Here is a 25,653-nt window from a genome sequence, read left to right as displayed (position 1 = left end):
GGCCGATGGAGGCCACGCCCTTGTACTGGACGAGGAACAGCCTGATCAGGATCACCAGCGTGATCGGCACCACGTACGGCCCGAGCGAGGGCGCATCGACCTTCAGGCCCTCGATCGCCGAGAGCACCGAGCTCGACGGGGTGATCGCCCCTTCGCCGTAGAGGAAAGCGGCCCCGACCAGGCCGACCACCAGCAGCAGCGTCTGCCACTAGCCAGGTCGCTCCTGCCGCGCGCCGAGCAGGGACAGCATGGACACGATCCCCCCCTCGCCGCGGTGTTCGGCGCCCAGGATCAGCCCGGCGTATTTCAGCGAGACGATCAGGATCAGCGACCACAGGATCAGCGACACCGCGCCGGTCGCGGCGGCCGGCACCGAGGCGCCGCCGCTGGTGGCCGCCTTCACCGCCTCCTTGAACGCGTAGAGCGGGCTCGTGCCGATGTCGCCGTACACCACACCCAGCGCGCCGAGCACGAGGGCCGGTCGCAGGCGATTGTGGGCGGATGCGCCGCCCTGTGTATCGGCCTCGGCGCCGGGCTCCGCGGCGGGGGCAAGGGACTGACTCAACGAACCGACTCCCACACGAACCTGCCCGGGCCTGGGCGAGTCGGCGTTGCTCGACAGTTAGCGGCTTGCGTCACGCCGTCCAGCAGATGCGGCGGCGGGTGCGGCCACGCGAGCGGCCCCACACGGGGACGTGAGGGGATAACGCCTCTGTACCGCCGTGACGGGACGCGCCGCCGGCTCAGATCAGATCCGCCAGCGCTTCGGGGCAGGCCGCGCCGCGGCGGATGCAGAACACCTCCGTGCCGGCGTGGCGGGCGATCGATGCAGCGACGGTGCTGGCCGGAGCCGGCGCGCCTTCGCTCTCGCTGACCACCAGGCCGCAGAGCGGCACCTCATACCGGCGCAGGGTCTCGCAGGCCGTGAGCGTGTGGCTGATCGCCCCCAGGTAGCTGCCGGAGACCAGCAGTGCCGGAACGCCGAGCGCCCGGAGCCAGTCGAGCCCGGTCGCGGCCCCGGTGACCGGGCTCATCAGGCCGCCGACCCCCTCGATCAGCAGCGTGCCCTCCGTGCCGACGATCTGCGCCCGGCACCAGCCGACGAGCTTGGCCAGATCCAGGGATCGCCCCTCCAGCACGGCCGCCTGATCGGGCGAGAGCGGCGCGGCGAAGCGCCAGGGCGAACAGGCCTCCACCGCCTCGGCGTCGAGGGCGACGCCCTGCGCCTCGAGGAGGCGGGCGGTGTCGCTCTCGGCGAAGCCCGGATCGCCCAGGGGCGGCACGCCGCTCGCGAGCGGCTTCAGCGTCCGCACCGGCCGGCCCTGCCCCCGCAGGCGCCGGGTCAGCGCCGCGGTGACGTAGGTCTTGCCGATCTCGGTGCCGGCCCCCGCAATGAAGACCGTCCGGGCGGCCATGCCGGCCTCAGGCCTGAAGGCTGCCGTGGCAGTGCTTGTACTTCTTGCCCGAGCCGCAGGGGCAGGGCTCGTTGCGGCCGACGCGGCCCCAGGTGGCGGTGTCCTGCGGGTCGCGCTCCAGAACGGCGCCGTCCGCCGACAGGCCCTGGGCGGCGAAACCGTAGGCCGGCCCGCCGCCGCCGTCGCTGCCGGAGCCCTGGCCGGCATAGTCCATCTCGTTCTCGCCGGTGACCGGATCGAGGTGCTGGGCGAACATCGGCGGCAGGGCTGGCCCGCCCGCCGGATACTCCTGTTGCGGCTCCTGCATCATGATCTCGACCCGCGAGAGCTGCGCGGTGACCTGCTCGCGCAGGGCGGTCACGAGGCCGTTAAACAGGTCGAAGGCCTCGGACTTGTACTCGTTCAGCGGGTCGCGCTGGGCAAAGCCGCGCCAGCCGATCACCTGCCGCAGGTGATCGAGGGTCACGAGGTGCTCGCGCCACAGGTGGTCGAGGGTCTGGAGCAGCACCTGCTTCTCGATATAGGCCGTCACCTCGGCGCCGTTCTTCTCGGTCCGGGCGGCATAAGCCTCCTCGGCGCCCTTGAGCAGGCGCTCGCGCATCTCCTCGTCGGCGATGCCCTCCTCCTTGGCCCAGTCGTCCACCGGCACGTCCAGATTGAGGATCTCCCGGACCTGCTCGCTCAGGCCGGCGACGTCCCACTGCTCCGCGTAGGCGTTCTCGGGGATGTGGCGGGCGACGAGGTCGTCGATCACGCCCTCGCGCATCTCGTCCACGGTCTCGCGGACGCTGTCCTGCCCCATGAAGTCCCGGCGCTGCTCGAACACGACCTTGCGCTGGTCGTTCATGACGTTGTCGTACTTGAGCACGTTCTTGCGCATGTCGAAGTTGCGCGCCTCGACCTTCTGCTGCGCCTTCTCGATCGCCTTGTTGATCCAGGGGTGGATGATCGCCTCGCCCTGCTCCAGGCCGAGCTTCTGCAGCATCCCATCCATGCGGTCGGAGCCGAAGATCCGCATCAGGTCGTCCTGAAGCGACAGGTAGAACTTCGAGCGACCTGGATCGCCCTGGCGGCCGGAGCGGCCGCGGAGCTGGTTGTCGATGCGGCGGGACTCATGGCGCTCGGTACCGATGATGTAGAGGCCGCCCGGCAGGTCCTTCTTGCGGCCGGCCTCCGGGTCGGCCGGCTCGCCCGAGGCCAGCACCTTGGCGCGGTTCTCGGCGATCTCGGCCTTGATCGCCTCGATCCGCGCGTCGCGCTCCGGCCCCTCGGGGACGCCTGCGAGTTCCTTCTCGACCCGCATCTCGATGTTGCCGCCGAGTTTGATATCGGTGCCGCGGCCGGCCATGTTGGTGGCGATGGTGATCGCGCCCGGCACCCCGGCCTCGGCCACGATGTAGGCCTCCTGCTCGTGGAAACGGGCGTTCAGCACGGCGAAGCGCTTGGTCACCCGGCCCTCGCGGGCGGCGGCGTAGACGTCGGTCAGCGCGTTCGGATCGGAATAGTCGAGCAGGCTGTAGCCTTGCTTCTTCAGAAGTTCGGCGAGCAGTTCCGACTTCTCGATCGAGCCGGTGCCGACCAGGATCGGCTGGTGACGGCCATGCGCCTTGTCGATCTCCGCGATGATACCGTCGTACTTCTCGCCGACGGTACGGTAGACCTCGTCGTCCTCGTCGACGCGCTCGACCTCCTTGTTGGTCGGGATGTCGACCACATCGAGCTTGTAGATTTCGGCGAACTCGTCCGCCTCGGTGGAGGCCGTGCCGGTCATGCCGGCCAGTTTCTTGTACAGCCGGAAATAATTCTGGAAGGTGATCGAGGCCAGCGTCTGGTTCTCGGGCTGGATCGTCACGCGCTCCTTGGCCTCGAGCGCCTGATGGAGCCCTTCCGAGTAGCGCCGGCCCTGCATCATGCGGCCGGTAAACTCGTCGATGATCACCACCTCGTCGTTCTTGACGATGTAGTCCTTGTCCCGGGTGAACAGCGTGTGGGCGCGCAGGGCCTGGTTCACGTGGTGGACCAGGGTGACGTTGTGGGCGTCGTAGAGGTCCCCCTCCTTGAGGAGGCCGGCCTCGCGCATCGCCTCCTCGATGAACTCGTTGCCCTCCTCGGTCAGCGACACGGTACGCTGCTTCTCGTCGAGGTCGTAGAACTCCTTGCGCAGGCGCGGCATCAGCGCATCGACCGCCACGTACAGCTCCGAGCGATCGTCCACCGGGCCGGAGATAATCAGCGGCGTGCGCGCCTCGTCGATCAGGATCGAGTCCACCTCGTCGACGATCGCGAAGTTGTGCCCCCGCTGCGCCAGCTGGGACAGCTCGTACTTCATGTTGTCGCGCAGGTAATCGAACCCGTACTCGTTGTTGGTGCCGTAGGTGATGTCGCAGGCATAGGCGTCCTTGCGCTGCGCATCGTCGAGCCCGTGGACGATCGTGCCGACGGAGAGACCGAGGAACCGGTAGAGCTGGCCCATCCACTCGGCGTCGCGGGCGGCGAGGTAGTCGTTCACGGTGACGACGTGGACGCCCTTGCCCTCCAGGGCGTTGAGGTAGACCGGCAGCGTCGCCACCAGGGTCTTGCCCTCGCCGGTCTTCATCTCGGCGATGCCGCCTTCATGGAGCACCATGCCGCCGATCAGCTGCACGTCGAAGTGGCGCTGGCCGAAGACGCGCTTGGCCGCCTCGCGCACCGTGGCGAAGGCCGGCACGAGGATGTCGTCGAGGCTCTTGCCGGCCGCGAGTTCCGCCTTCAGCATGTCGGTGCGGGCGCGCAGGGCCTCGTTCGACAGGGCCTGGATCTCCGGTTCCAGCGCGTTGATCAGCGCCACGCGGGGGCGATAGCCCTTGACGCGCCGGTCGTTGGAGGAGCCGAAAATCTTCTTGGCGATCGAGCCGAGCATCGTGGACCTGCGGACGCGCGAGCCCGCTTAACGCTTGTCGCGTGGCGGGCCGGCCTGGGCGGAGTTGGCCGGGCTTATAGAGGTAAACATCGCCCGGTGCACCTGAAAGGGGCGGCTCTCAACGCGGGCCGGTGCGGTCACGGTTCCGCCACTGGCCGAACGGCCGCGCTTGCCTTCTCGCGCGACGCGGGCCACCTGTGCCGCGGCCCGCCGCCCGGCCCGATCCGGCGCGGCCACGAGACGCCAGCCGAGGACTTCGCCCGCATGCCCCATACCGCCCTGCTCCGGCGCGTCAGCGCGCTCGCAATCCTGATCGCGCTGCCGGGCGTCGCGCTGGCCCAGGCGCCGCAGAAAGCGCAGGCCCCGACGCCCGCGGCGAACACGCCGGCCGCCGTCCCGGCCGCCCCGGCGGGGCCTGACTCCGTCGTGGCGAGCGTCAACGGCAAGCCGATCACGCAGGGCGATCTCGCCATCGCGGCCGACGATCCGGCCCTGTCGCTGCCGGGCGTCGATGACGCGCAGAAGAAGAACCTGCTGGTCGACTACATGGTCGACCTCCGCGTCGGCGCGCAGGCCGCCGAGGCCGCCAAGATCGGCGACACGCCGGACTTCAAGCGCAAGCTCGCCTATTTCCGCGACAAGCTGCTGCTCGACGACTACCTGGAGCAGGAGGCCAAGCGTGCCGTCACCCCCGAGGCCGAGCACGCGATCTACGACCAGACCGTCAAGCTGATGAAGCCCGAGGAAGAGGTGCACGCCCGCCACATCCTCGTGGACAACGAGGCTGAGGCCAAGAAGATCGCAGGCCGAATCAAGGGCGGCGAGGATTTCGCCAAGGTCGCGGCCGAGACCTCGAAGGATCCGGGCTCGAAGGCCGAGGGCGGCGATCTCGGCTGGTTCACCAAGGATCGGATGGTCCCGGACTTCGCCAACGCGGCCTTCGCGATGAAGGCGGGGCAGGTGTCCGATCCGGTGAAGACGCAGTTCGGCTGGCACGTCATCAAGGTCGAGGAGAAGCGGACCAAGCCGCAGCCGACCTTCGACGAGCTGAAGGAGCAGATCGACCAGCACCTGATCCGCAAGGCGCAGCAGGATCTGATCCTGAAGCTGCGGGCAGAGGCGAAGATCGATCGCCCCGACGCCCCCGCCGAGGCGGCTCAGCCAGCGCCGGAGCTGAAGAAGCCGTGATCGGCGCTGCGTCGGGTGGACGCTGACCTGTCGCGGCTCGAATGCCGCTCCCTTTTCCCGGACGCCTGGAACGAAAGTGGAAGGTGATCCGGGATCAAGAACTGGAAGTGCCGCGAAAGCGGCTCGGCGTGTTCCCGATGGACGCTTCGCGACGTTTTGCGCCGGATCCCGGGTCGCATTCCGCTGACGCTGCGTGCGCCCGGGAGAGGGTCGGCCCGAGTACGGCCCGCCCGAGAAGCGAGCGTCCGTCAGTACGGCCGGTCGGGCACGAGGTAGCTCGACTGCGCGGGCGCGGGCTGCGGCGTGACGCCGAGGGCGGACAGCTCGTTGGTGCGGCGCCCTTCGGCAATCCGGTCGAGCACCGCGATTAGCAGCCAGGGGCACGCGATGCCGATGAAGAACGCCATGGAATCCTCCCGCGCCGAGTCGATCATTCGTCCGGCTTAGGAAAAGAATAGGCGGCCCAGGCTGCGCAGCAAGCGGCCCGGACCCGATTCTCAGATCCAGCCCTGAAGTTCGCGGCGCACCACGTGCTCGATGACCTTCATGCCCAGGTCGCTGTCGTTCAGGCACGGGATATAGGCGAAGCGCTCGCCGCCGTTGCCCTCGAAATAATGGCGGTTCTCGCCGTCCAGCTCCTCCAGGGTTTCCAGGCAATCGGCCGTGAAACCCGGGGCGACGATCGCCATGCGCTTGACCCCGGATTTGGCCAGCTCCGTCACGGTCTCGTCCGTGTAGGGCTTGAGCCATTCCTCGTTGCCGAAGCGGGACTGGAAGGTGACCCGCATCCGCTCCGGCGACATCCCCAACGCTTCGCGGATCAGCCGGCCGGTCTTGTGGCACTGGCAATGGTAGGGATCGCCCTTGAGCAGGTAGCTGCGCGGCACCCCGTGGAACGAGGTGAGGATCACCTCCGGCTCGAAATCGAGCTTGGCCAGACCCTCCCGGATCGAATCGGCCATGGCGGCGATGTAGACCGGGTCATCGTGGTAGGGCGGCGAGACGCGGACCGTCGGCTGCCAGCGCATGTCCATCAGGGCGCGGAAGGCCTGGTCGCAGGCGGTGGCCGAGGTGGCGGCGGCGTATTGCGGATAGAGCGGCACCAGCAGGATGCGGTCGCAGCCCTGGTCGAGCAGCGCCTGCAGCCGGTCGGCGACCTCTGGCTTGCCGTAGCGCATCGCCCAATCGACCACGACCGTATCGCCCATCGCGGCCTGCAGCCGCTCGCTCTGACCGCGGGTGGTGGTCTTCAGCGGCCCCTCGTTGCGGTCGGTGTTCCAGACGCTGGCGTAGTCGCGGCCCTTCGGGCCGGGGCGCTTGGTCAAAATGATCAGGTTGAGCAGCGGCCACCAGATCAGTCGCGGAACCTCGATGACCCGCCGGTCGGACAGGAACTCCTTCAGGTACCGGCGCATCGGCCAGTAGCTGGTGCCCTCCGGCGTGCCGAGGTTCATCAGCAGCACCCCGACGCGGCCCCAGGCCACCTTCGGATGGTCGGCCGGCAGGGTGTCGGCCGCGGGTTCGCGCGGAGCGAGGGGACGGCCATTGGCCAGCGCGGCGGCGGGTTCGACGCGTTCGTTCATGGCAGCGTTTTCATAGCGGTGTGTTCATGGCAGCGTTCCGGCGCCGCGCGCCGAGTCCTTCCTGTGGCTACAGAGATCCGGCGGCCGGCGCGCGCGCTGGGGCCTGGACCGGAGACTTAACCCCATTGGGTGCGCCTCCATGTAGGGTGCGATGCCGCCCGGCGAAGACCGGATGCGACATGCCGCACCGGAGCCGCACGCACGACCCCCGTCCCTAAACACGGTGGGCGGCGCGCTGCAACCGAGGCCGTCGTCGGGGAAACTGGAGATTCGATGCGCGCGACACCCGTGGCCGATGCCCTCGCCGTTTTCCGCGCCTCCGGCTCACCCTGGCTGGCGCTGCCCTTCTTCGCTGACGGGGAGGCCGAGGCCGTGGCGAGCCGGATTGATGCGCGCCTCGCGGCGGGCGCCCGCGTGCTGCCGGCTCCGGCCCAGATCTTTCGCGCCCTTGCGGAGACGCCGCTGCCCGCCGTGCGCGCGGTGATCCTCGGGCAGGACCCCTACCCCACCCCGGGCGATGCGAACGGCCTCGCCTTCTCGTTCGTGGGATCGGGCCGCCTGCCCGCATCGCTGAAGGCGATCCTGGCCGAGGCGGGCTCCGAGCGCGCCGCGGGCGGCGATCTTACGGCCTGGGCCCGCCAGGGCGTGCTCCTCCTCAACAGCGCCCTGACCGTCGAGGCCGGCAAGGCCGGGGCGCATCTCCGCACCGGCTGGGCGCGGCTGACCGACGAGGCGGTGACCGCGGTCTCGGGCCGCCCGGAGCCCGCCGTGTTCCTGCTCTGGGGCGCCCAGGCCCGCGCCCGGGCGGCGTTGATCGATCGGACCCGCCACGGCGTCTTCGAGAGCGGGCACCCCTCGCCGCTCAACCGCGCCCGGGATTTCCCGGGATCGGATCCGTTCGGCCGGGCCAACCGCTGGCTCGCCGAACGCGGGATCCAGCCGATCGAATGGCGTTTGGGGCGAGCTTGAGCAAATTTGCGATTGCGCGCTGTAGGATCCACGGGATCGGCTATCCGATCCTCGACCTCATCCTGACGTGCCGAAGCGGAGCAAAGGCCTCGAAGGAGGCCTCCAGAAGCCGCGCGATCCCTGGAGCCCTCCTTCGAGGCCCGCTGGAGCGGGCACCTCAGGATGAGGGGGTTGAGTCGGGGGCACCCGAGTTTCCGTCGCGGAACTGGCCAAGCCCTTTCGTCACTACGGCTTTGCGGACTCCGCGGGCTTGGCAGGCTCCGCAGGCGTGGCCGGCGCGCCCGCATCCTGACCGGCCGGCAGCAGCACGTTCCTGGCGACCGTGCCCTCCGGCCCGTACTCGCCCGCGACAGCGAGACAGGCCTGATCGCGGTTCTGCTGCATCTGGTTCGACATCAGCGTGAACATCGTCTGCACCCGGTTGCCGAACGGCCCGCGGGGCTGGACGTCCGCGATCCGCACGTTCTGCTTTGCCAGCAGCCCCTCGAACTGGTCGCTGCCGATCCGATAGCCGCAGACGTTAGAGGCCGCGAAGATGTAGGCGGCGAATTCCAGGGCCCGCGGGGCCGGCGCGTTGCGGATCTGCGCCTGTGCCGGAAGGGCGGCGGTGATCAGGGCGGCGGATAGGACAGCTTGGCGCATGCGGGCGTGTCTCCTCGATGACGGCGGCTTCTGAAGGCCGCCCCGGTGGACATCGACATAGGCCGGCCCGAACCCCGCGCCACTGCGACCGAATTTGACGACAAAGCGCCGTTCGGCCTTCACGGCTCGTTGGCCATAGGCGCAGGGAAGGGCGTTACAACGGGCGAAAAGCGGCTCTTGTTCCGGCCGCGCCGTCCGGTGAGAGAGAGTGTTAACCGGCTCGCGTCACGCCAGGATCATGGTTTGTCCAGATCCAGGCGGTCTGCATCGCATGTTCGGCTTCGAAACCCCTGTCGCATCTATCCCCGCTCCCCGTGCACCCGAAGGGCGCGGCCCGTCCGGCATCGCCCCGCGGCGCGCCGAACCGGCCGCGGCCGGCGCGCCGATCTGTCCGCACCGCTTTGCCCGCTGGGCCTGGGGCGAGGGGCTCCGGGCGGGCGATGCCGTCGCGCTGCTGGTGCAGGATCTCGGGCAGGCGGAGGCGATGCGCCTCGGCCTGAGCCGCCTCGGCCTGCGCGTGATCTGCCTCGCCGGCCGCCGCGGGACCGCGCTGGCCGAGGGCCTGTCCGGAGCCGCCCTGGTCATCGCGGACGCGCATCTGGCGGAGGCCTACGCGGCGGTGATGGGCCGCCTCGCGATCTACCCGGCGCTGTGGTGGAACGGCCCCGGCGCCGATTTCGCGAGCCTCGATCTGGCCCTCTCCGAGATGGCGTGAGGCACGGCCGCCGGGCCGATCCGCGGCGGGCCTACCGGTTCAGCCACGCGTCGAGTGCCTCGTAGCGTGTGGGATCGTCCGGGCAGAGGCCGATGCCGCATTCGGCCGCCGTCGAGAGGGCATTGGCGAGGGTGACGCCGAGCAGGAGCAGAAGGCAGGCCATCCCGAACAGCCCGGCAAGCTGCCCGGTACGCGCCGCGGGCTGCGGGGTATCGGCGAGCACGAGGAGCACGGCCACCGCCCCGATCAGCGCCACGAAGCCGATCAGCGCGAGGGTGTAGAAGTGGAGGCCGAAGAGGGTCGAGCCGTAGCCGCCGGTTCCGGGCACGACATGCAGGGCGACCTGCCGGGCCGCGATGGCGGCACCGGCGATCGCGCTCAGGATCGCGATCCCATAATGCGACGGCCGCGGGCCGAACCGCACGCCGAGCGCGAAGCCGATCCCGGCAGCCGCGAACGCGGCCCGCTGCAGCAGGCAGAGCGGACACGGCAGCTCGCCGAGCCGGACCTGATAGCCGAAGGCCACCAGCAGGACCGCGCAGCAGCCCAGGAGTCCGAGGGCGTTGAGCGTGCGGGCGTGAAGCGGCGTCATGTCGGGCGATTCGCTCAGAAGGCCAAGTCGAGCGTCGACGTGGCGTGGGCGGCAAACAGCGCCAGCGTGCCGATCAGCCCGGCGAGCCACAGGCCGATGGCGATGCCGCGCCGCCCCGCCAGAATCGCGGCCGCGCTGCCCGCGAAGCCGATGAACGGCAACACCATCATGGAGGCCTCCCGCTTGTCCGCGCGCCCGGGGAAGCCCGGTCCGCGGCGCGAACGTGTCCGCATGACGCGCCAAGCTTTCGCGGGCCTGTCGCGCCGGCGTCGCAGCCGGCCGGCCAGCATGCTACCTGTGGGTTGAAAGGCTGGCACCTCGGACGGTCGGCCAAGATCGGGACACGCCCCATGAGTGCAGCCACTGCGCCGGCCCCATCCGGTACGCGCGATCCGCAGGCGCCGATCCTGCTGCGCAGCGATGCCGACGGCGTCGCGACCCTGACGCTGAACCGTCCGCAGGCCCGCAACGCCCTGTCGATGGTGCTGATGGACGCCCTTCAGATCGAACTCGACGCGATCCGCGCCGATCCGACGGTTCGGGTCGTGGTTCTGCGGGGCGCCGGCCCGGCCTTCTGCGCCGGACACGACCTCAAGGAGATGCGCGCCGATCCGTCCCGGGCGGCGACCGAGGCGGTGTTCCGCAGCTGCGCCCGGCTGATGCTGAGCCTCACGCACCTGCCGCAGCCGGTGATCGCCCGCGTCCACGGGATCGCCACCGCGGCCGGCTGCCAATTGGTGGCGACCTGCGACCTCGCGATCTGCACCGACGCGGCGCGCTTCGCCACGCCGGGGGTGCAGATCGGCCTGTTCTGCTCGACCCCCATGGTCGCGCTGTCGCGGGCCGTATCGCGCAAGGCCGCGCTGGAGATGCTGCTGGTGGGCGAACCGATCGACGCCGCCGAGGCGCTGCGGATCGGCCTCGTCAACCGCGTCGTGCCGGAGGCGGAGCTCGACGAAGCGGTCGGCGCGCTGGCGGCCCGCATCGCCGGGAAGGCCCGGCGCGTCCTGGCGATCGGCAAGGAGGCGTTCGGACGGCAGATCGAGATGGGCCTTGAGGAGGCCTACACATACACGGCCGACGTCATGGTGCGGAACATGATGATGGCCGACGCCCAGGAGGGCATCGACGCCTTCCTGGGCAAGCGCCCGCCGCGCTGGGAGCCGTGACCGACGACGTGGCGCGATAGGACGCAGGCGGATCGGCGCGCCGTGCGTAGGTTCCGGCGGCGCCCTGCCCTAGGATTGTGGACGCGCGAGGGTCTGCTGAACCCGGCGCCCTCAACGCGGAACGGCTGATGAGCACCATCGACCTGTTCGGTCTGACGCTGGCTTTCTACGGCACGATGCCGCCGCCCCGCCCACCGCGCCCGGACCGCAACGGTGCGACCTGGGCCGCGGCCTTGGTGTTCGGCGGCGTCTGCTTCGCCATGGTCGGGCCGATGATCACCATCTGGAGCTTCCATCGCCCCTACGCGGAGGCCAAGACGCGCTGCATCCAGTCCGGCGGCCGGATCCTGTACGCGGCCCTCGACGGCAGCGGTCCGTATCGCTGCGAGCGTCCGGTTGCCGTTGCCCCTCCGGCCAAGCGCACGGATTAATCCGCGTCACCGCCGATCCTTCGGCTATATCCGGCGCCGTCACCAGCGAACCGGATGCCGAGACTTTGGAAAACGCGCTCACGCGATGGCTTCAGTCGACCGCCCTGATGCGGTCGGATGTCGAGGCTTTCATCGGCTTCATCCTGGCGGTCGGCGTCACGCTGCACGCCCTGCAGCGCAAGCGGCGGGTGAGCGTGGCCGTGGGGTGGATCGGCCTCGCATGGCTGTCGCCGATCTTCGGCACCGCGCTCTACCTGACCTTCGGCATCAATCGCGTCTCGCGCCGGGCCCGGAGGCTGCGGACCAAGCCGTCGGACGCGACGAAGCTCCCCGATACCGACGACGCGGTGGTGCCGGAGGCGCTCTGGCCCCTCGACCGGGCGATCCGGCGGATCACCGGCTTGCCGGCCTTCGCGGGCAATGCCGTGCGGATGTATCGCAACGGCGATGCCGCCTATCCGGTGATGCTGGCGGCGATCCGCGAGGCCAAGGCCAGCATCGGCCTGTCGAGCTACATTTTCCGCGATGACCCCACCGGGGCCGAGTTCTGCGACGCCCTGGTGGAGGCCAGGAACCGCGGCGTGAAGGTCCGCGTGATCGTCGACGGGATCGGCGGCGGCTACTTCCGGGCGCCGGTCTATCGCCGTCTGACCGCAGCCGGGGTGCCGGCCGCTCTGTTCATGCACTCCGCCCTGCCCTGGCGGATGCCGTTCCTGAACCTGCGCTCGCACAAGAAGCTGCTGATCCTCGACGGGCGCGTCGCCTTCACCGGTGGGCTCAACATCTCGCATCCGAACCGGGTGTCGCTGAAGCCCGAGCACCCGATCCGCGACACGCATTTCCGCCTGGAGGGCCCGGTGGTGGAGCAGCTCGCTGTCGCCTTCGCGGCCGATTGGGCCTTCGTGGCCGAGGAGAACCTCGACGCCGAGCCCTGGTTCGCCGATCTGGAGCCCACCGGTTCCAGCGTGGCCCGGGCGGTCACCTCCGGCCCGGACGCCGACGTCGAGAAGATCGAGCAGGTCATCCTCCAGGCGCTCGCCTGCGCGCGGAAATCCGTCCGGTTCGTGACGCCCTACTTCCTGCCGGACGAGCTCGTGACCGGCGCCCTGTCGCAGGCCGCGATGCGGGGCATCACCGTCGACGTGATCATCCCCCGGGTCAGCGACCACCGGTTCATCGACTGGGCGACCCGGGCGCATCTCGATCCGCTGCTCCGGGCCGGCGTACGGGTCTGGCTCGACGCGCCGCCCTTCGACCATTCCAAGGCGATGGTGGTGGACGACATCTGGTGCTTCGTCGGCAGCGCCAACTGGGACATGCGCAGCTTCCGCCTCAACTTCGAGCTGAACGTCGAGGTGATCGACGCGGATCTCGCCGCCCAGCTCGACGCGTTCATGCGCGGCAAGATGGCGGCCCGGCTCAGCCGGGAGGATCTCGCCGGGCGCGCCCTGCCCGTTCGTCTGCGCGACGCAGGCGTGCGACTGCTGCTGCCATACCTTTGAGGCGCCCGGGCGCGTGTGCGTCGGGCGCCGGCCCGAGATGGACGACGATCGGCCGGTGATCGGAGGGCCCCCGCGGCAGCACCGCGTGGTCGTGACAGATCAGGCCGCGGGCGAGGCATCGGTCGAGGCGCAGGGGCAGCACCTCCACCATCGCGTGGGTCGGCCGCCGGGGGCCGACATCGCGGAATCCCGGGATCAGCGCGGGCCCGACGATGTTATAGTCGCCGAGCACGGCGGCGCGCGGAGGCAGCTCCGAGACGATCCGGCGGAGCTGGCGCCGGTTCAGCATCTGCCCGTGCGACAGGTGGACGTTGGCGACGCCGAACGTGCCGAGATCGAGGATCTGGGAGACCCGGTGCACCAGGGCGCCGGAGGGCAGCGTGATGACCCGCGGGGGCGCCGGCCAGGGTGTCGGGCTCCACATGGCGAGCCCGTGGATCCGCCCCGGCAGCGGCGCCCAGGCATAGTGGCCGCCGATCCGGTCCAGCAGGAACCCGATGGCGCGGGTCGCCTCCTGCATCAGCAGCAGATCGGGCTTCTCCTGCGCCACCAGAGCGGCGACGTCGTCGACGGCCGCCCCGGTGCGCCGCAGGAGATTCCAACTCACGATCTTGAAGGGCGGGTGGGCGGCCTCGGGCGGCCGGAGCGGCGGTGTCGGGCCGTGGCGGCCCGGGCGTGCAGCGATGGTCATCGGGCCGGACTCGTACCTCACCGCGCGGTACTCCCGCCACCGCCCCGCTGTAACGCGCGTGGGGCTCGGGTGTTCGATGAAGTCTCGGGGGACGCCGCGGGATGTTGGGTTGATGATGGGGCCGCTTCGCGGCGCTTCTCGTGCTGGATCCCGGATCAGGTTCCGCTGGCGCTCCACCTGTCCGGGAACGGGAGCGCCGGAGAATGAAACGCGACGCCCTTTCCCGGGCGCATGCAGCGGCAGCGGAATGCGACCCGGGAGCCAGCACAAAAAGTGCCGCGCTAGCGGCCCGCCTTCAACAGGACGCGCGCATCCCCACCGCGGCGATGGACTACGCTTGAGCCGCCCCCCGCCCCCGGCCTAAGAGCCAGCCTCGTCACGCCGCCGGCCCTCCGGGGCAGGCGTCGATCCCGAAGGTGCCACCGATCAACCCGGGTCCGATGTCAGGCTTCAGCTTCATCCATGCGGCGGACCTGCATCTCGGCAGCCCGCTGTCGGGCCTCGCGACCCGCGACGCGGATCTCGCCCGGCGCCTCGCCGCGGCCGGGCGGCAGGCCTTCGAGGATCTGGTCACGCAGGCGATCGAGCGGTCGGTCGCCTTCGTGGTCGTGGCGGGCGATGTCTACGACGGCGACTGGGCCGACAACACGATCGGCCTGTTCTTCGCGCGCCAAGTCGCGCGGCTCGACCGCGCCGGCATCCCGACGATCCTGGTCCGCGGCAACCACGACGCCGAGAGCGTGATCACCCGTGCGATCACCCTGCCGGCGTCGGTCCACGTCTTTCCGGCCAACCGCGCCGGAACCCACCGCATCGAGGCGTTGCGCGTCGCCCTGCACGGCCGCAGCTTCCAGTTCCGGGCGGTCGAGGAGAACCTGTCGCTGACCTATCCGGCGGCGCTGCCGGGCTGGTTCAATCTTGGGATCCTGCACACCTCCTGCACCGGCCACGCCGCCCACGAGACCTACGCGCCCTGCTCGGTCGCCGACCTCACGGCCAGGGGCTACGATTACTGGGCGCTGGGGCACATCCACGAGTATGCCGAGCTGTCCCGGGATCCCTGGATCGTGTTCCCCGGCAACCTCCAGGGCCGGAGCATCCGCGAATGCGGCGCCAAGGGCGCCGTTCTGGTGGAGGTGGCCGAGGGCCGGGTGACCGGCCTGACCCGCCTCGCTTTCGACCGCGCCCGGTTCGAGCGGGTCTCGGTGGATCTCTCCGACGCGGCCGACACCCGCGCCGCAATCGAGGCCGTGGAGGCGGCCCTGCACCCGCTCGCCGGGCTCGCCGCGAACCGGCTCGTTCTGGTCCGCGTCCACCTCGCCGGCATCACGCAGGCCCACGACGCCCTGGCGGCGGACCGGGACGCGGTCACCGCCGAGATCCAGGCGGCCGCCCACCGCCTGCACGAGGATCTCTGGCTCGAACGCCTCAAGATCGAGACACGCCGGCCGCCGGCAGCGTTCGACTTTTCCGGCGCCGCGATCGACCCGGCGGCCCTGCTCGCCGACCTCGACCGCGATCCGGACTTCCGCGCCCGGGCCAGGGCCGCGCTGGCGGAGATCGGCGGCCGGATGCCCGCCGCGGTCGCCGCCGAGGCGGATCTGGAGGCCGAGTTCGATGCCCTCTGCGCCGAGGCCGAGGCGCTGATCCTCGGCCGCCTCACCGGCCGGCACTGCTGAGCAGCCGGCCTCGAACCGCATGTCGCCGGATCGATCGACACCGCAGCATCCGCCGCCAACCCCGTCGTTGCGAGCGCAGCGAAGCAACCCAGAGCACCGCGACATCGATGAGCGCGGCACAAGTGGATTGCTTCGCTGCGCTCGCAAGGACGGTGAGGGGTTCGCAGCAACCTGCTAGGGGAACCCTGATGCGCCTGATCCACCTCGCCCTGGAACGCTACGGCGCCTTCACGGACCGCGCCATCGCGTTCCGGCCGGACGCGCGCCTGCACGTGGTGCTGGGGGCCAACGAGGCCGGCAAGAGCACCGCGCTCGCGGCCGTCACCGACCTGCTGTTCGGCTTCGGGAAATCCACCCCGTACGCCTTCCGGCACGACATGCCGCAGCTCCGCCTGGGCGCCGAGATCGTTGCCGCGGACGGGCGCAGGCTGAGCTTCCGGCGCCGGAAGGGCAACGCCCGCACCCTCATCGACGCCGCCGAGTCGCCGATGCCCGACGATGCCCTGGCGCCGTTCCTCGGTGGCCTCTCGCGCACCGTGTTCTGCCGCGCCTTCGGCCTCGACGCGGCGAGCCTGCGGGCCGGCGGGCGCGAGATGGTCGATGTCGAGGGCGAGGTCGGCGCGAGCCTGTTCGCGGCGGGCTCGGGCCTGCGCGGGCTCACGGAGCTGCAATCCGCCCTGGAAGACGAGGCCGAGGCCATCTTCGCCAACAAGCGGGCCAAGCATCGCACGTTCTACCAAGCGCTCGACCGGTACGATGAGGCTCGCAGGCTCATCCGAGAAAAGGAACTGCGCGTTGGCGACTGGCGCTCCCTGAACGAAGATATCACTGGCGCCGCCACGCAACTCGATGCCCTCCGATTAGAGCGCGAGCGCGTTGCGGCCGAGCGCGCCCGCCTGGAGCGGCTCAAGCGGGTCCGGCCGCTCCTCTCCGAGATCGACGCCCTGGAGCTGCGCATCCGCGCCGAGGACGGCCTGGTCAACGCGGATCCGGCCTGGATCGACCGTCTCGGCGCCGCCCTCGAACAGGGCCGCGTCGCGGAGGCCGAGGCCGAGCGGGCCGGATCCGCCCTCGCCCGCGCCCGCGCCGAGGCTGAGGCGGTGCCGGTCGAACCGGGGCTGACGCTCCGGGAGGACGCGATCCTGACGGCGTTCAGCGGCATCAAGGAGTTCGAGAAGGGCGGCACCGACCTGCCCCGGCTCGAGGGCGACGCCCACAAGGTCGGCCTGGACCTGGAACGGCTGCGCGCCCGGATCGGCGTCCCCGACCTCGCGGCCCTGGAGGCGGGCCAGCCCACCGACGCCGTCCGGGCGCGGATCGAATGGCTGATCCGCGAGCACAGGAATCTGGCGACGGCCGAAGACCAGCTCGCCCGCGACCGCGCGGCGGCACTCTCCGAGCGCGACCGACTGGCCGGCGAGATCGAGGCGGCGGGCGCCCCGCGCGACCCGGCCCCGCTGCGGGAGGCGCTGAAGCCGCTGGCCCGTCTGCGCGAGCGGATCGAGACGCACGACACCCTCGATGCTACGATCCGGCGGGAGGCGGCGCTGCTGCGCAATCAGGCCGCCCGGCTCGTGCCGCCCGTCGCCGACAGCGCCACCCTGGTCCGGATGCCCCTGCCCTCGCCCGAGACGGTGGCGGCCTACCGCGCCCTCCTCGACGGCAAGTCGCGCGAGCGGGAACGCGCCGCGGACCAGCGCGACGCGGCCCGCCGTCAGGCCGCCGCCACCCGGGATCGGCTGCGCGAGCGCGAGGCCGGCCGGCCGATCGCCACCTGGGAACGGCTCGAGGCCCTTCGCGCCACGCGCGACGCGGCCTTCGGACCGCTGCGGGACGCCCTCGTGGCCGGACGACCGGTCGAGGCCGCGTCCATCGCCGCCTACGAGCGCGCGCTCCTCGACGCGGACCGTATCGCCGACGAGCGCGCGGGCGACGCCACCCGGGTCGCCGCCCACGCGGCCGACCGCGACCGGCTCGCCGCCGAGGAGGCGGAACTTGCCGCCGCCGAGGATAATCTGGCGGGGATCGTCGCGGAGATCGCCGAGGGCGAGGCGGCGTGGCGCGCGGCGTGGCAGGCCGCTGGCCTCGTCCCCGGGTCGCCAGCCGCGATGGCGGCATGGCTCGGCGAGGTCGAGAGCCTGATCGAGGCCGAGCAGCGGCTCGCCGATCAGCGGATCGAGCGAGACCGGGTGTCGGCGGTCATCGAGGCCGCCCGGGCGCCCATCGCCGATCTCTGGGCTCGCGCCGGCCTGGCGCCGGAGCCCGATCTCGATCTCGCCCTGCGCCTGGACCGGTTCGAGGCGCGGGTCGCCACCCTGACGAGCCGCTGGGAGGCGAGCCTGCAGACCGGCGGCCTGCTGCACGCCGCGCGCGCCGCGGTCGAGCGGCTGGAGACGGCCCGCGCGGAGGCCGAGGGCCGCCGATCCGCATGGCAATCCGAATGGCTTGCGGCGCTCCAGCCCCTCGGCCTCGACGCCGCGGCCCGGCCCGAGGAGGCCGAGAGCGCCCTGGAGGCGTGGCGGGCGGTGCCCGAACGGCTCACCGAGCGCGCCGACCTGAACCGGCGCGCCGCCGGCATCCGGCGTGATCGCGACATGTTTCAGGCGAACGCGGCCGCCCTGTCTGAGGCGCTCGCCCCCGATCTCGCCAGGGAGAGCCCGGCGGCGGCGGTGCGAACCCTGCACGCCCGCCTTGTGGCCGCGCAGGCCCGGGAAGCCCGGCGGGCCGAACTCGACCGCCGGTGGGAGGAGGCCGCCGCGGCGAGCCGCGCGGCTGCGGACGGGCAAGCGACGGCGCGGGCGGCGCTGACCCGCCACGTCGCCGCGGCGATGCCGGACCTGGCCGAGGCGCCGATGCCGGAGATCGAGGCGCTGTTCGGCCGGCTGCGGGCCCGGGAGACCCTGCGCGCCGACCTGTTTCGCCTGCGCGGCAACCTCGCCGGGGCTGCGGACGGGCTGACCGAGGCGGAGTTACGCGCCGGGCTCGAAGCGTTCTCCCCGGAGGCGATCGAGGCCGAATCGGCGCGGCTCGCCCTGGAGGCCGAGGAGCAGGAGGAGCGCGGCCGGGTGATTTTTTCGGATCGCGACCGGGCCGAGCGGCGCAGGGCCGAGCTCGAAGGCGGGACCGGGGCCGAATTGGCGCTCGCCGAGCGCAAGGCCGCGGAGGCCGATCTCCAGGGGGCCGCCCGGTCCTGGGCGGTGCTGCGCTTGGCCGGCCTGATGCTCGGGCAGGCGGCGGCCCGGCACCGGGCCGGGCAGCAGGATCCCCTGGTGGCGCGCGCCGGGGCGCTGTTCCGGTCCCTCACCGGCGGCGCCTTCTCGGGCCTCGTCCAGACCTTCGACGAGTACGACACCCCGAAGCTCGCGGGGCAGCGCGCGGCCGGCGGTCAGGTCGCGATCGAGGGCATGAGCGAGGGTACCCGCGACCAGCTCTACCTCGCCCTGCGGCTCGCCTACCTGGAGGACTATGCCGGGCGCGCCGAGCCGGCGCCGTTCATCGGCGACGACCTGTTCTCGACGTTCGACGAGGCGCGCACCGGGTTCGGCCTGGATGCACTGGCTGAGATCGGCGCCGCGGTGCAGCCGATCCTGTTCACCCACCACCGCCACGTGGCCGACATCGCCCGGGACCGGCTGGGGGATGCGGTGGATATCGTGGCTTTGTAGGGGCCAGGGCGTCGATCGGTAGGAAGCGGCCGTCCCCGCGGATCCCCCTCCCCCGCAAAGGGGGTAGGGAGAGAAGCGGGGGCCGCTCCGGGCCTCCTCCAAGAACCTTCCAGCCCATCACCCCCCGAGATACCGCGCCTCCAGATGCGCCCGGAATGCGGCCGTGCCGAGCGGAGCCCCCGTGGCGCGGGTCAGCAACGCGTCGGTGTCGAGCAGGCTGCCGACCTCGTGCACGTTCGCGCGCAGCCAGCGCCGCAGCGGCGCGAAATCACCTTCCGCCAGGCAGTCCGGCAGCGCCGGCTCGGCCGCCCGCGCGGCCCGGAACAGCTGCGCCGCCGCCAGGGCGCCCAGCGTGTAGGTCGGGAAATAGCCGAAGGCCCCGCTCGGCCAGTGGATGTCCTGCAGGCAGCCGAGACGGTCGTCCGGAACGGTCAGGCCCAGAAGCTCCCGCATCCCGTCGTTGAACGCCCTCGGCAGGTCCCGCACCGCGAGGTCGCCCGCGATCATCGCGGTCTCCAGCCGGTAGCGCAGCAGGATATGCGCCGGATAGGTCGCCTCGTCGGCGTCGACCCGGATGAAGCCCGGCGCGACCCGGGTGTTGAGCGCGTGCAGGTTCTCCGGCGCCCATTCCGGCCCCGAACGTCCGAACGCCGCCCGCAGCAGCGGCGCCAGGAAGATGAAGAACGCCCGGCTCCGGCAGGCCTGCATCTCGACGATCAGCGACTGGCTCTCGTGCAGGCTCATGCCCCGGGCCGCGCCGACCGGCTGGTTGCGCCACGGTTCCGGGCGGCCCTGCTCGTAGAGGGCGTGGCCGGTCTCGTGCAGCACGCCCATCAGGGCCCGGCCGAAATCGGCCTCGTCGTAGCGGGTGGTGATCCGCACGTCGTCGGTGGCGCCGCCGCAGAACGGGTGCAGGCTGATGTCGAGCCGGCCGCGGGTGAAGTCGAATCCCACCGCCTCCATCAACTTGAGGCCGAGCGCCCGCTGCACGTCCACGTCGAACGGGCCGGTGAGCGGCAGCGGCGCCGGGCGTGCGGCCTGGATCTCCCGGGCGCGGGCGATCAGCGCCGGGAGCCAGTCGGTGAGATCCGCGAAGAGTGGGTCGATCGTGGCCCGGCGCATGCCCGGATCGTAGCTGTCGAGCAGCGCGTCGTAGGGATCGAGGCCGAGGGCGGCGCCCTTGGCCTGTCCGATCTCGCGCTGGAGCCGCAGCACCTCGGCGAGGTGGGGTTCCAGCTTGGCGAAGTCGGACTCGCGGCGCGCCTCGCGCCAGGCCATCTCGGAACGGGAGACCGCCCGGGAACTCGCCTCGACCAGATCGCGCGGCACGGCCGTGGCGTGTCCTTGCGCCCGGCGCATCTCGCGCAAGTTGGCGGCGGCCCAGGTTTCGAGCCCGCCGTCCCGCTCGGCGGCGTCGAGATCCTCGGCCGCCGCGGGGGCGGTCAGCATCTCGTGGGCGAGCCCGCGCAGGATTGCCAGCTGGTCGCCCCGCGCCGTAGCGGCGCCGTCCGGCATCAGGGTCTGCGCGTCCCAACCGAGGATCCCGGCCGCGCCTTCGAGGGCGGCGAGGCGGGCGAAGCGTTGTTCGAGGGTCTGGTAGGCGGTCATGCGGTCTCCGGTCCGGTCAGTCTCACCGTCGAGTGCGGCGCTCAGCCCGCCTGCAGCATCTCCAGTTCCAGCCAGCGGTCCTCCGCCTGCGACAGCTCGGTCTCGGCCTGCGCCAGCAGGGTCGAGGCCTTGTCGAACCGGGCGGGGTCGCGGGCGTAGAGGTCGGGGTCGGCCAGGATCGTCTTGAGCTGGCCGATCGCCGCCTCCAGCTTCTGCATCCGGGCGGGCAGCGTCTTCAACTCGTGCTGCTCGTTGAAGCCAAGCCTGGGCTTAGACGCCAGCTGGGACGCCGGCGCGGCGGAGCGCGCGCGCGGCTCCTTGGCTTTCGGGGCGACGGCGCGCGCCTCGACCCCCTGGCCGCGCTGGAGCAGCATGTCGCTGTAGCCGCCGGCATACTCGACCCAGTGGCCGACGCCCTCCGAAACGAGCACGCTGCCGGCCACCCGATCGAGGAAGTCGCGGTCGTGGCTCACCAGGATCAGGGTGCCCTGGTAGTCGTCGAGCATCTCCTGGAGCAGATCGAGGGTTTCGAGGTCGAGGTCGTTGGTGGGCTCGTCGAGGACCAGGAGATTGGCCGGCTGCGCCAGGGCGCGGGCGATCAGCAGCCGGTTGCGCTCGCCGCCCGACAGCACCGAGACCGGGGTACGCGCCTGCTCGGGGGTGAACAGGAAGTCCTTAAGGTAGCCGATCACGTGGCGGCTCTGGCCGTTGACCGTGACGCTGTCGCCGCGGCCGCCGGTCAGCACGTCGGTGACGGTCATGCCGGGTTCGAGCGTCGCCCGGGCCTGATCGAGCACCACCGGCATCAGGTTGGTGCCGAGCACGATCTGCCCCGAATCCGGCGCGAGCCGGCCCATCAGCAGGTTGATCAGCGTCGACTTGCCGGCGCCGTTGGCCCCGACGATGCCGAGCCTGTCGCCGCGCATCACCCGCAGCGACAGGCCCTCGACGATCGTCCGTTCGCCGTAGCGCTTCGCGATGTCGCGGGCCTCGACCACGAGGCTGCCGGAGGATTCCGCGTCCGAGGCCTGCATGCTGACACTGCCGACCGGGCGGCGCACTTCGCGGCGGTTCTTTCGCAATTCGTGAAGGTTGCCGAGCCGGCGGACGTTGCGCTTGCGCCGGGCGGTGACGCCGTAGCGCAGCCAGTGCTCCTCGGCGACGATCTTCCGGTCGAGCTTGTGCTGGTCGCGCTCCTCCTCCTCGAAGAACGCGTCGCGCCATGCCTCGAAACCCGAAAAGCCCTGGTCGATCCGGCGGGTCTCGCCCCGGTCGAGCCAGATCGTGGCCCGCGACAGGGCCGAGAGGAAGCGCCGGTCGTGGCTGATCAGCACGAGGGCCGCGCGGGTGCCCTTCAGCTCGGCTTCGAGCCACTCGATCGCCGGCAGGTCGAGGTGGTTGGTCGGCTCGTCGAGGAGCAGCACGTCGGGTTCCGGCGCGAGGGCCTGGGCGAGTGCGGTGCGCCGCCCCTCCCCGCCCGAGAGCTTCTGGGGGTCCTCCTCGCCGGTGAGGCCGAGGCTCTCCAGCAGGTAGCGGGCGCGGTGGGTCGATTCCCCCGGCAGGCCGGCCTCCACGAAGTCCAGCGTGGTGGCGAAGCCGGAAAAATCCGGCTCCTGCGCGAGGTAGCGGATCGTGGTGCCGGGCTGCACGAACCGGCGGCCCCTGTCGGGCTCCACCAGCCCGGCGGCGATCTTCATCAGGGTCGATTTGCCGGAGCCGTTGCGGCCGACCAGGCAGGTCCGCTCGCCCGGGGCGACGGCGATCTCGGCGCGGGTGATCAGCGGGGTGCCGCCGAAAGTCAGCGCGACGTCTTGGAGGGTCAGGAGCGGGGGAGCGGCCATGCGCCGGCTTATGGCAGCGCGCGGCTCGCCGTTCAAACCCGCGTCGCCGCTCGCCTGTCAGGCGATCGGGTTGGCCGGGCCGGTGGGCGGGCTGATCTCCGGCCCGCCCGGGTCGTTCACGGGGATCTCCGGGGGCTGGATGCCGGGCGCCTCCGCGGGGGTATTGCCGGGGATCTCCGGACCGGGCGGCTGCGTCGGCGCCTGCGGCGGTTCGTAGGGCCGATCCGGCCCCGGAGCCGGCTGCGGCGGCACCTCCGGGACTTGCCCCGGGGCGGCGAGGGTGAAATCGGGCACCGTTATCCTCCGCGAGACCAATGTCGTTCGGGCGGAAACAAGGTCCGGCCGATCCGGTTCCGGGACGCTACTTCTTCGTCAGCAGGAGATTGCCCTCCTTGCTCGCCACCCTCTGGATCTTCTCGGCGAACAGGGCGAGCAGGAACGGCAGCTTCACTTCGAGCCGCACGCTCTCGGCGCCGACATCGATCGTCCCGGCGATCTTCTGGGCCACAGCGGACACGCCGAAATCGAGCCGGTCGCCGGTCCAGGCGAGCTGGTCCACCGCGATGCCGCTCTTGGCGAGGAACGCCCGCGCCTGCTCGGTGCCCTGCTCCAGGCGCCGCTTGGCCTCGTCGCGGCCGAGGTCGTGCGGGATGTCGACGATGAGGGGTTTTGGCATGGAGGGCTGATCCGAGCTGAACCCGGCAGCAGATGGGGCCTCGGGCCGTCCCAGACAACGCCCGGGGGCCGCCTCGCCCGGTCGGGACGGAGGCGGCCGGGCGCGCACGTCGCCTTACGGGATCAGTGCAGCACGTGCAGCGACACGTAGGTCGTGCCGCCCATGCCCAGGGCGCGGGCGGAACCGCGCGACAGGTCGATGATGCGGCCATGCACGAACGGCCCGCGATCGTTGATGCGAACCACCACCGAGCGGCCGGTCCGCCTGTTCTCGACGCGGACCCGGGTGCCGAACGGCAGGCTGCGATGGGCGGCGGTCAGTCCGTTGGGGTTGAAACGCTCGCCGTTCGCGGTGCGGTGGCCGCTCCCGTACCAGGAGGCCGCTCCGCTCTGCGCGGCGGCCGGGAGGCTCGTTCCGACGATGGTGGACAGCATTCCAAGCGAGACAACGAGCTTACCGAGACCAAACGACATTCTCAACGCATTCCCTTTGTTGTTATCGGGGCGGCGCCAGTCGTGTCGGAAAGGGACCAGATTATGGCAGGCTTTCGAAGCCGGTTCGCGTCACATTCTGGCCGGCTTCATCCTAGTCATTCTGATTACATGGAGGTTTGTTTCAATTTATTTCGGGTTTTGTTGCGATGTGTACGTTGAGCTGTCTGTCCATGTAGCGCGCAAGATTTCCTCGTGACGGACGGGTGACGGCCCGAACAGGTATTTTATCACAAGGTCTGCGCTGACCGTGACCCTGCATCCCGCTGAGCTGGAGGCGGGACGGGTGAATGAGCTTCGTGCGGGGACAAGCATCGTGCGCGGCTATTCGGCAGATCCAAGTCGCCGAAGCGTACGGGCGCGCTCAGTCATGCGGCCTCGCACACCCGGGATGCCCCGTAACGAATGCTTCATCTGTTTCGGGATTGCCCGGCGGGAACTCGGCAAAAGCTGCAGCCCCAGAACGGGACGCGCGCCGGAAAAATTTGAAAACCCGGCCTTTACCCTGTCGGGGGCATGGTCTGCCGGTCAGTCGCGTAACCGGTGTTTGCCATGGCTTCCCCGCGTACCGTGGCTGCCGACGTCGTCGCCCGGAAACAGGTCTCGCGTGCCGGGCGGCCCGCGTCGGCGCCACGGATGGGTCTCGTACCCGCCCAGCGTCCCCTTCCCCTCGACCAAGTGCTGATCGGGGATTGTATCGCAGCCATGAACAACCTGCCGGCGTCGAGCGTCGACTGCGTGTTCGCAGACCCGCCCTACAACCTGCAGCTCGGCGAAGCCGGCCTGCTGCGTCCGGACCAGAGCCGCGTCGACGCCGTCGACGATGACTGGGACAAGTTCTCCACCTTCGAGGCCTACGACACCTTCACCCGGGACTGGCTCGCGGCCTGCCGCCGCGTGATGAAGCCGAACGCAACCCTCTGGGTGATCGGTTCGTACCACAATATCTTCCGGGTCGGGAGCGCGTTGCAGGATCTCGGTTACTGGATCCTCAACGACATCGTCTGGCGCAAGGCCAACCCGATGCCGAACTTCCGCGGCAAGCGCTTCACCAATGCCCACGAGACCCTGATCTGGGCCTCGCGCTCGGCGGACTCGAAGGGCTACACCTTCCATTACGAGGCGCTGAAGGGGGGCAACGAGGACCTCCAGATGCGCTCCGACTGGTTCATCCCGCTCTGCACCGGCGAGGAGCGGCTGAAGGGTGCGGATGGGCACAAGGTCCACCCGACCCAGAAGCCCGAGGCGCTGCTCGCCCGGACGCTGCTCGCGGCGACCAACCCCGGCGACGTGGTGCTCGACCCGTTCTTCGGCACCGGCACGACCGGCGCCGTCGCCAAGCGCCTCGGCCGCCGCTTCATCGGCATCGAGCGCGAGACGGTCTATGCCGAGGCCGCTCGTGCGCGGATCGCCGCCGTGGAGCCCCTGTCGAAGGCCGCCCTGATGGTGGCGCCGACCAAGCGGGCCGAGCCGCGGGTGCCGTTCCTGTCCGTGATCGAGGCGGGGCACATCCGCCCCGGCGAGACCGTAACCGACGAGCGCCGCCGCTTCCGCGCCACGGTGCGGCCGGACGGGCAGCTCGACAATGGCCTCGTGATCGGCTCGATCCACAAGATCGGTGCCCTCGTGCAGGGGCTTCCGGCCTGCAACGGCTGGACCTTCTGGCACGTGGAGCGCGCCGGCAAGCCGGTGGTGATCGACAGCTATCGGGCCGGCCTGCGGCAGGCGATGGCGAACGGCTGAAGCCATGTCCGGCCGAAGCATTCGGGGAGATTGCTTCGGCGGCTGCTAGGCTGCCGCATCGCAGGATAAGCTGCGGTCATTACACTTCCCTCCCGGAAAGGGGCTGAAGGGCTCCGCTTCTTTCCCTCCCCCCTCTGCGGGGGAGGGAGAGTGC

22 protein-coding genes and 1 pseudogene are annotated in these 25,653 nt (G+C 70.9%); 9 read left to right on the top strand and 14 right to left on the bottom strand.

Translation table 11 applies throughout. From position 1 onward, the window contains the following. The 3 genes and pseudogenes from MKK75_RS34720 to secA form a co-directional block, all read right to left on the bottom strand. Positions 1-565 (bottom strand): annotated as a pseudogene (locus MKK75_RS34720) (KUP/HAK/KT family potassium transporter); the annotation flags it as partial. 178 nt (positions 566-743) lie between these two features. Continuing rightward, positions 744-1,415, bottom strand: coding sequence for a dethiobiotin synthase (gene bioD, locus MKK75_RS34715; RefSeq protein WP_244047016.1), 672 nt, complete (start codon positions 1,413-1,415; stop codon positions 744-746). A 7-nt stretch (positions 1,416-1,422) separates the two neighbouring features. Beyond that, entirely contained in the window at positions 1,423-4,314 is a 2,892-nt protein-coding gene (gene secA, locus MKK75_RS34710) for a preprotein translocase subunit SecA (protein WP_244047015.1), read from the bottom strand. A 264-nt stretch (positions 4,315-4,578) separates the two neighbouring features. Here secA and MKK75_RS34705 point away from each other — a divergent pair, with 264 nt between their 5' ends. Next, complete coding sequence (locus tag MKK75_RS34705; protein ID WP_244047014.1) at positions 4,579-5,502, top strand: peptidylprolyl isomerase; 924 nt, start codon at positions 4,579-4,581, stop codon at positions 5,500-5,502. A 248-nt stretch (positions 5,503-5,750) separates the two neighbouring features. Here MKK75_RS34705 and MKK75_RS34700 read toward each other — a convergent pair whose 3' ends face one another. Beyond that, positions 5,751-5,909: a hypothetical protein gene (locus MKK75_RS34700; RefSeq protein ID WP_244047013.1), complete on the bottom strand. Its 159-nt coding sequence runs from the start codon at positions 5,907-5,909 to the stop codon at positions 5,751-5,753. 90 nt (positions 5,910-5,999) lie between these two features. After that, positions 6,000-7,085 (bottom strand): ferrochelatase, encoded by a 1,086-nt coding sequence (gene hemH / locus MKK75_RS34695; RefSeq protein WP_244047012.1) that lies wholly within the window; start codon positions 7,083-7,085, stop codon positions 6,000-6,002. Between the two features lie 273 nt (positions 7,086-7,358). Between hemH and MKK75_RS34690 the strand changes: the two genes are divergently transcribed. Continuing rightward, positions 7,359-8,054: a uracil-DNA glycosylase gene (locus tag MKK75_RS34690; RefSeq protein WP_244047011.1), complete on the top strand. Its 696-nt coding sequence runs from the start codon at positions 7,359-7,361 to the stop codon at positions 8,052-8,054. A 225-nt stretch (positions 8,055-8,279) separates the two neighbouring features. Here MKK75_RS34690 and MKK75_RS34685 read toward each other — a convergent pair whose 3' ends face one another. After that, positions 8,280-8,696, bottom strand: coding sequence for a hypothetical protein (locus MKK75_RS34685; protein WP_244047010.1), 417 nt, complete (start codon positions 8,694-8,696; stop codon positions 8,280-8,282). 271 nt (positions 8,697-8,967) lie between these two features. On the opposite strand from MKK75_RS34685, the gene MKK75_RS34680 reads away from it, so the two are divergent. Next, positions 8,968-9,411, top strand: coding sequence for an AMP-dependent synthetase (locus tag MKK75_RS34680; RefSeq protein ID WP_244047009.1), 444 nt, complete (start codon positions 8,968-8,970; stop codon positions 9,409-9,411). A 31-nt stretch (positions 9,412-9,442) separates the two neighbouring features. Here MKK75_RS34680 and MKK75_RS34675 read toward each other — a convergent pair whose 3' ends face one another. Both MKK75_RS34675 and MKK75_RS34670 read right to left on the bottom strand, forming a co-directional pair. Further along, entirely contained in the window at positions 9,443-10,003 is a 561-nt protein-coding gene (locus MKK75_RS34675; RefSeq protein ID WP_244047008.1) for a disulfide bond formation protein B, read from the bottom strand. 14 nt (positions 10,004-10,017) lie between these two features. Continuing rightward, positions 10,018-10,173, bottom strand: coding sequence for a DUF5993 family protein (locus MKK75_RS34670; RefSeq protein ID WP_244047007.1), 156 nt, complete (start codon positions 10,171-10,173; stop codon positions 10,018-10,020). A 180-nt stretch (positions 10,174-10,353) separates the two neighbouring features. Between MKK75_RS34670 and MKK75_RS34665 the strand changes: the two genes are divergently transcribed. The 3 genes from MKK75_RS34665 to MKK75_RS34655 all read left to right on the top strand — a co-directional run bounded on the left by MKK75_RS34665 (position 10,354) and on the right by MKK75_RS34655 (position 13,105). Further along, the gene (locus tag MKK75_RS34665) at positions 10,354-11,172 is read left to right on the top strand and encodes an enoyl-CoA hydratase (RefSeq protein ID WP_244047006.1); all 819 of its coding nucleotides are present in this window, start codon (positions 10,354-10,356) and stop codon (positions 11,170-11,172) included. 128 nt (positions 11,173-11,300) lie between these two features. Further along, positions 11,301-11,603 (top strand): hypothetical protein, encoded by a 303-nt coding sequence (locus MKK75_RS34660; protein ID WP_244047005.1) that lies wholly within the window; start codon positions 11,301-11,303, stop codon positions 11,601-11,603. 65 nt (positions 11,604-11,668) lie between these two features. Continuing rightward, entirely contained in the window at positions 11,669-13,105 is a 1,437-nt protein-coding gene (locus MKK75_RS34655) for a phospholipase D-like domain-containing protein (RefSeq protein ID WP_244047004.1), read from the top strand. On the opposite strand, the gene MKK75_RS34650 is transcribed toward MKK75_RS34655, so the two are convergent. Next, positions 13,023-13,796 (bottom strand): endonuclease/exonuclease/phosphatase family protein, encoded by a 774-nt coding sequence (locus MKK75_RS34650; RefSeq protein WP_244047003.1) that lies wholly within the window; start codon positions 13,794-13,796, stop codon positions 13,023-13,025. The genes MKK75_RS34655 and MKK75_RS34650 overlap by 83 nt on opposite strands. Before the next feature lie 440 nt (positions 13,797-14,236). On the opposite strand from MKK75_RS34650, the gene MKK75_RS34645 reads away from it, so the two are divergent. Together MKK75_RS34645 and MKK75_RS34640 are read left to right on the top strand one after the other, a co-directional pair. After that, entirely contained in the window at positions 14,237-15,475 is a 1,239-nt protein-coding gene (locus MKK75_RS34645; RefSeq protein ID WP_244047002.1) for a DNA repair exonuclease, read from the top strand. A 188-nt stretch (positions 15,476-15,663) separates the two neighbouring features. Further along, positions 15,664-19,140 (top strand): YhaN family protein, encoded by a 3,477-nt coding sequence (locus MKK75_RS34640; RefSeq protein ID WP_244047001.1) that lies wholly within the window; start codon positions 15,664-15,666, stop codon positions 19,138-19,140. A 117-nt stretch (positions 19,141-19,257) separates the two neighbouring features. On the opposite strand, the gene MKK75_RS34635 is transcribed toward MKK75_RS34640, so the two are convergent. The 5 genes from MKK75_RS34635 to MKK75_RS34615 all read right to left on the bottom strand — a co-directional run bounded on the left by MKK75_RS34635 (position 19,258) and on the right by MKK75_RS34615 (position 23,738). After that, positions 19,258-20,748, bottom strand: a complete 1,491-nt coding sequence (locus tag MKK75_RS34635; protein WP_244047000.1) for a carboxypeptidase M32 — start codon at positions 20,746-20,748, stop codon at positions 19,258-19,260. A gap of 41 nt (positions 20,749-20,789) precedes the next feature. Then, positions 20,790-22,589 carry an ATP-binding cassette domain-containing protein gene (locus tag MKK75_RS34630; protein WP_244046999.1) on the bottom strand — a complete coding sequence of 600 codons (1,800 nt, stop codon included), beginning with the start codon at positions 22,587-22,589 and terminating at the stop codon, positions 20,790-20,792. 57 nt (positions 22,590-22,646) lie between these two features. Further along, a complete protein-coding gene (locus tag MKK75_RS34625; protein WP_244046998.1) occupies positions 22,647-22,883 on the bottom strand; it encodes a hypothetical protein in 237 nt (78 codons plus the stop codon). Between the two features lie 67 nt (positions 22,884-22,950). After that, positions 22,951-23,265 (bottom strand): polyhydroxyalkanoic acid system family protein, encoded by a 315-nt coding sequence (locus tag MKK75_RS34620; RefSeq protein WP_244046997.1) that lies wholly within the window; start codon positions 23,263-23,265, stop codon positions 22,951-22,953. Between the two features lie 122 nt (positions 23,266-23,387). Then, a complete protein-coding gene (locus MKK75_RS34615) occupies positions 23,388-23,738 on the bottom strand; it encodes a septal ring lytic transglycosylase RlpA family protein (RefSeq protein ID WP_244046996.1) in 351 nt (116 codons plus the stop codon). 570 nt (positions 23,739-24,308) lie between these two features. On the opposite strand from MKK75_RS34615, the gene MKK75_RS34610 reads away from it, so the two are divergent. Beyond that, the gene (locus MKK75_RS34610) at positions 24,309-25,499 is read left to right on the top strand and encodes a site-specific DNA-methyltransferase (protein WP_279594325.1); all 1,191 of its coding nucleotides are present in this window, start codon (positions 24,309-24,311) and stop codon (positions 25,497-25,499) included. The last annotated feature ends 154 nt before the right edge of the window (positions 25,500-25,653 follow it).

This window comes from Methylobacterium sp. J-030 (assembly GCF_022829545.1).
GTDB lineage: Bacteria > Pseudomonadota > Alphaproteobacteria > Rhizobiales > Beijerinckiaceae > Methylobacterium.
This window is presented reverse-complemented; position numbering and strand designations above follow the sequence as displayed.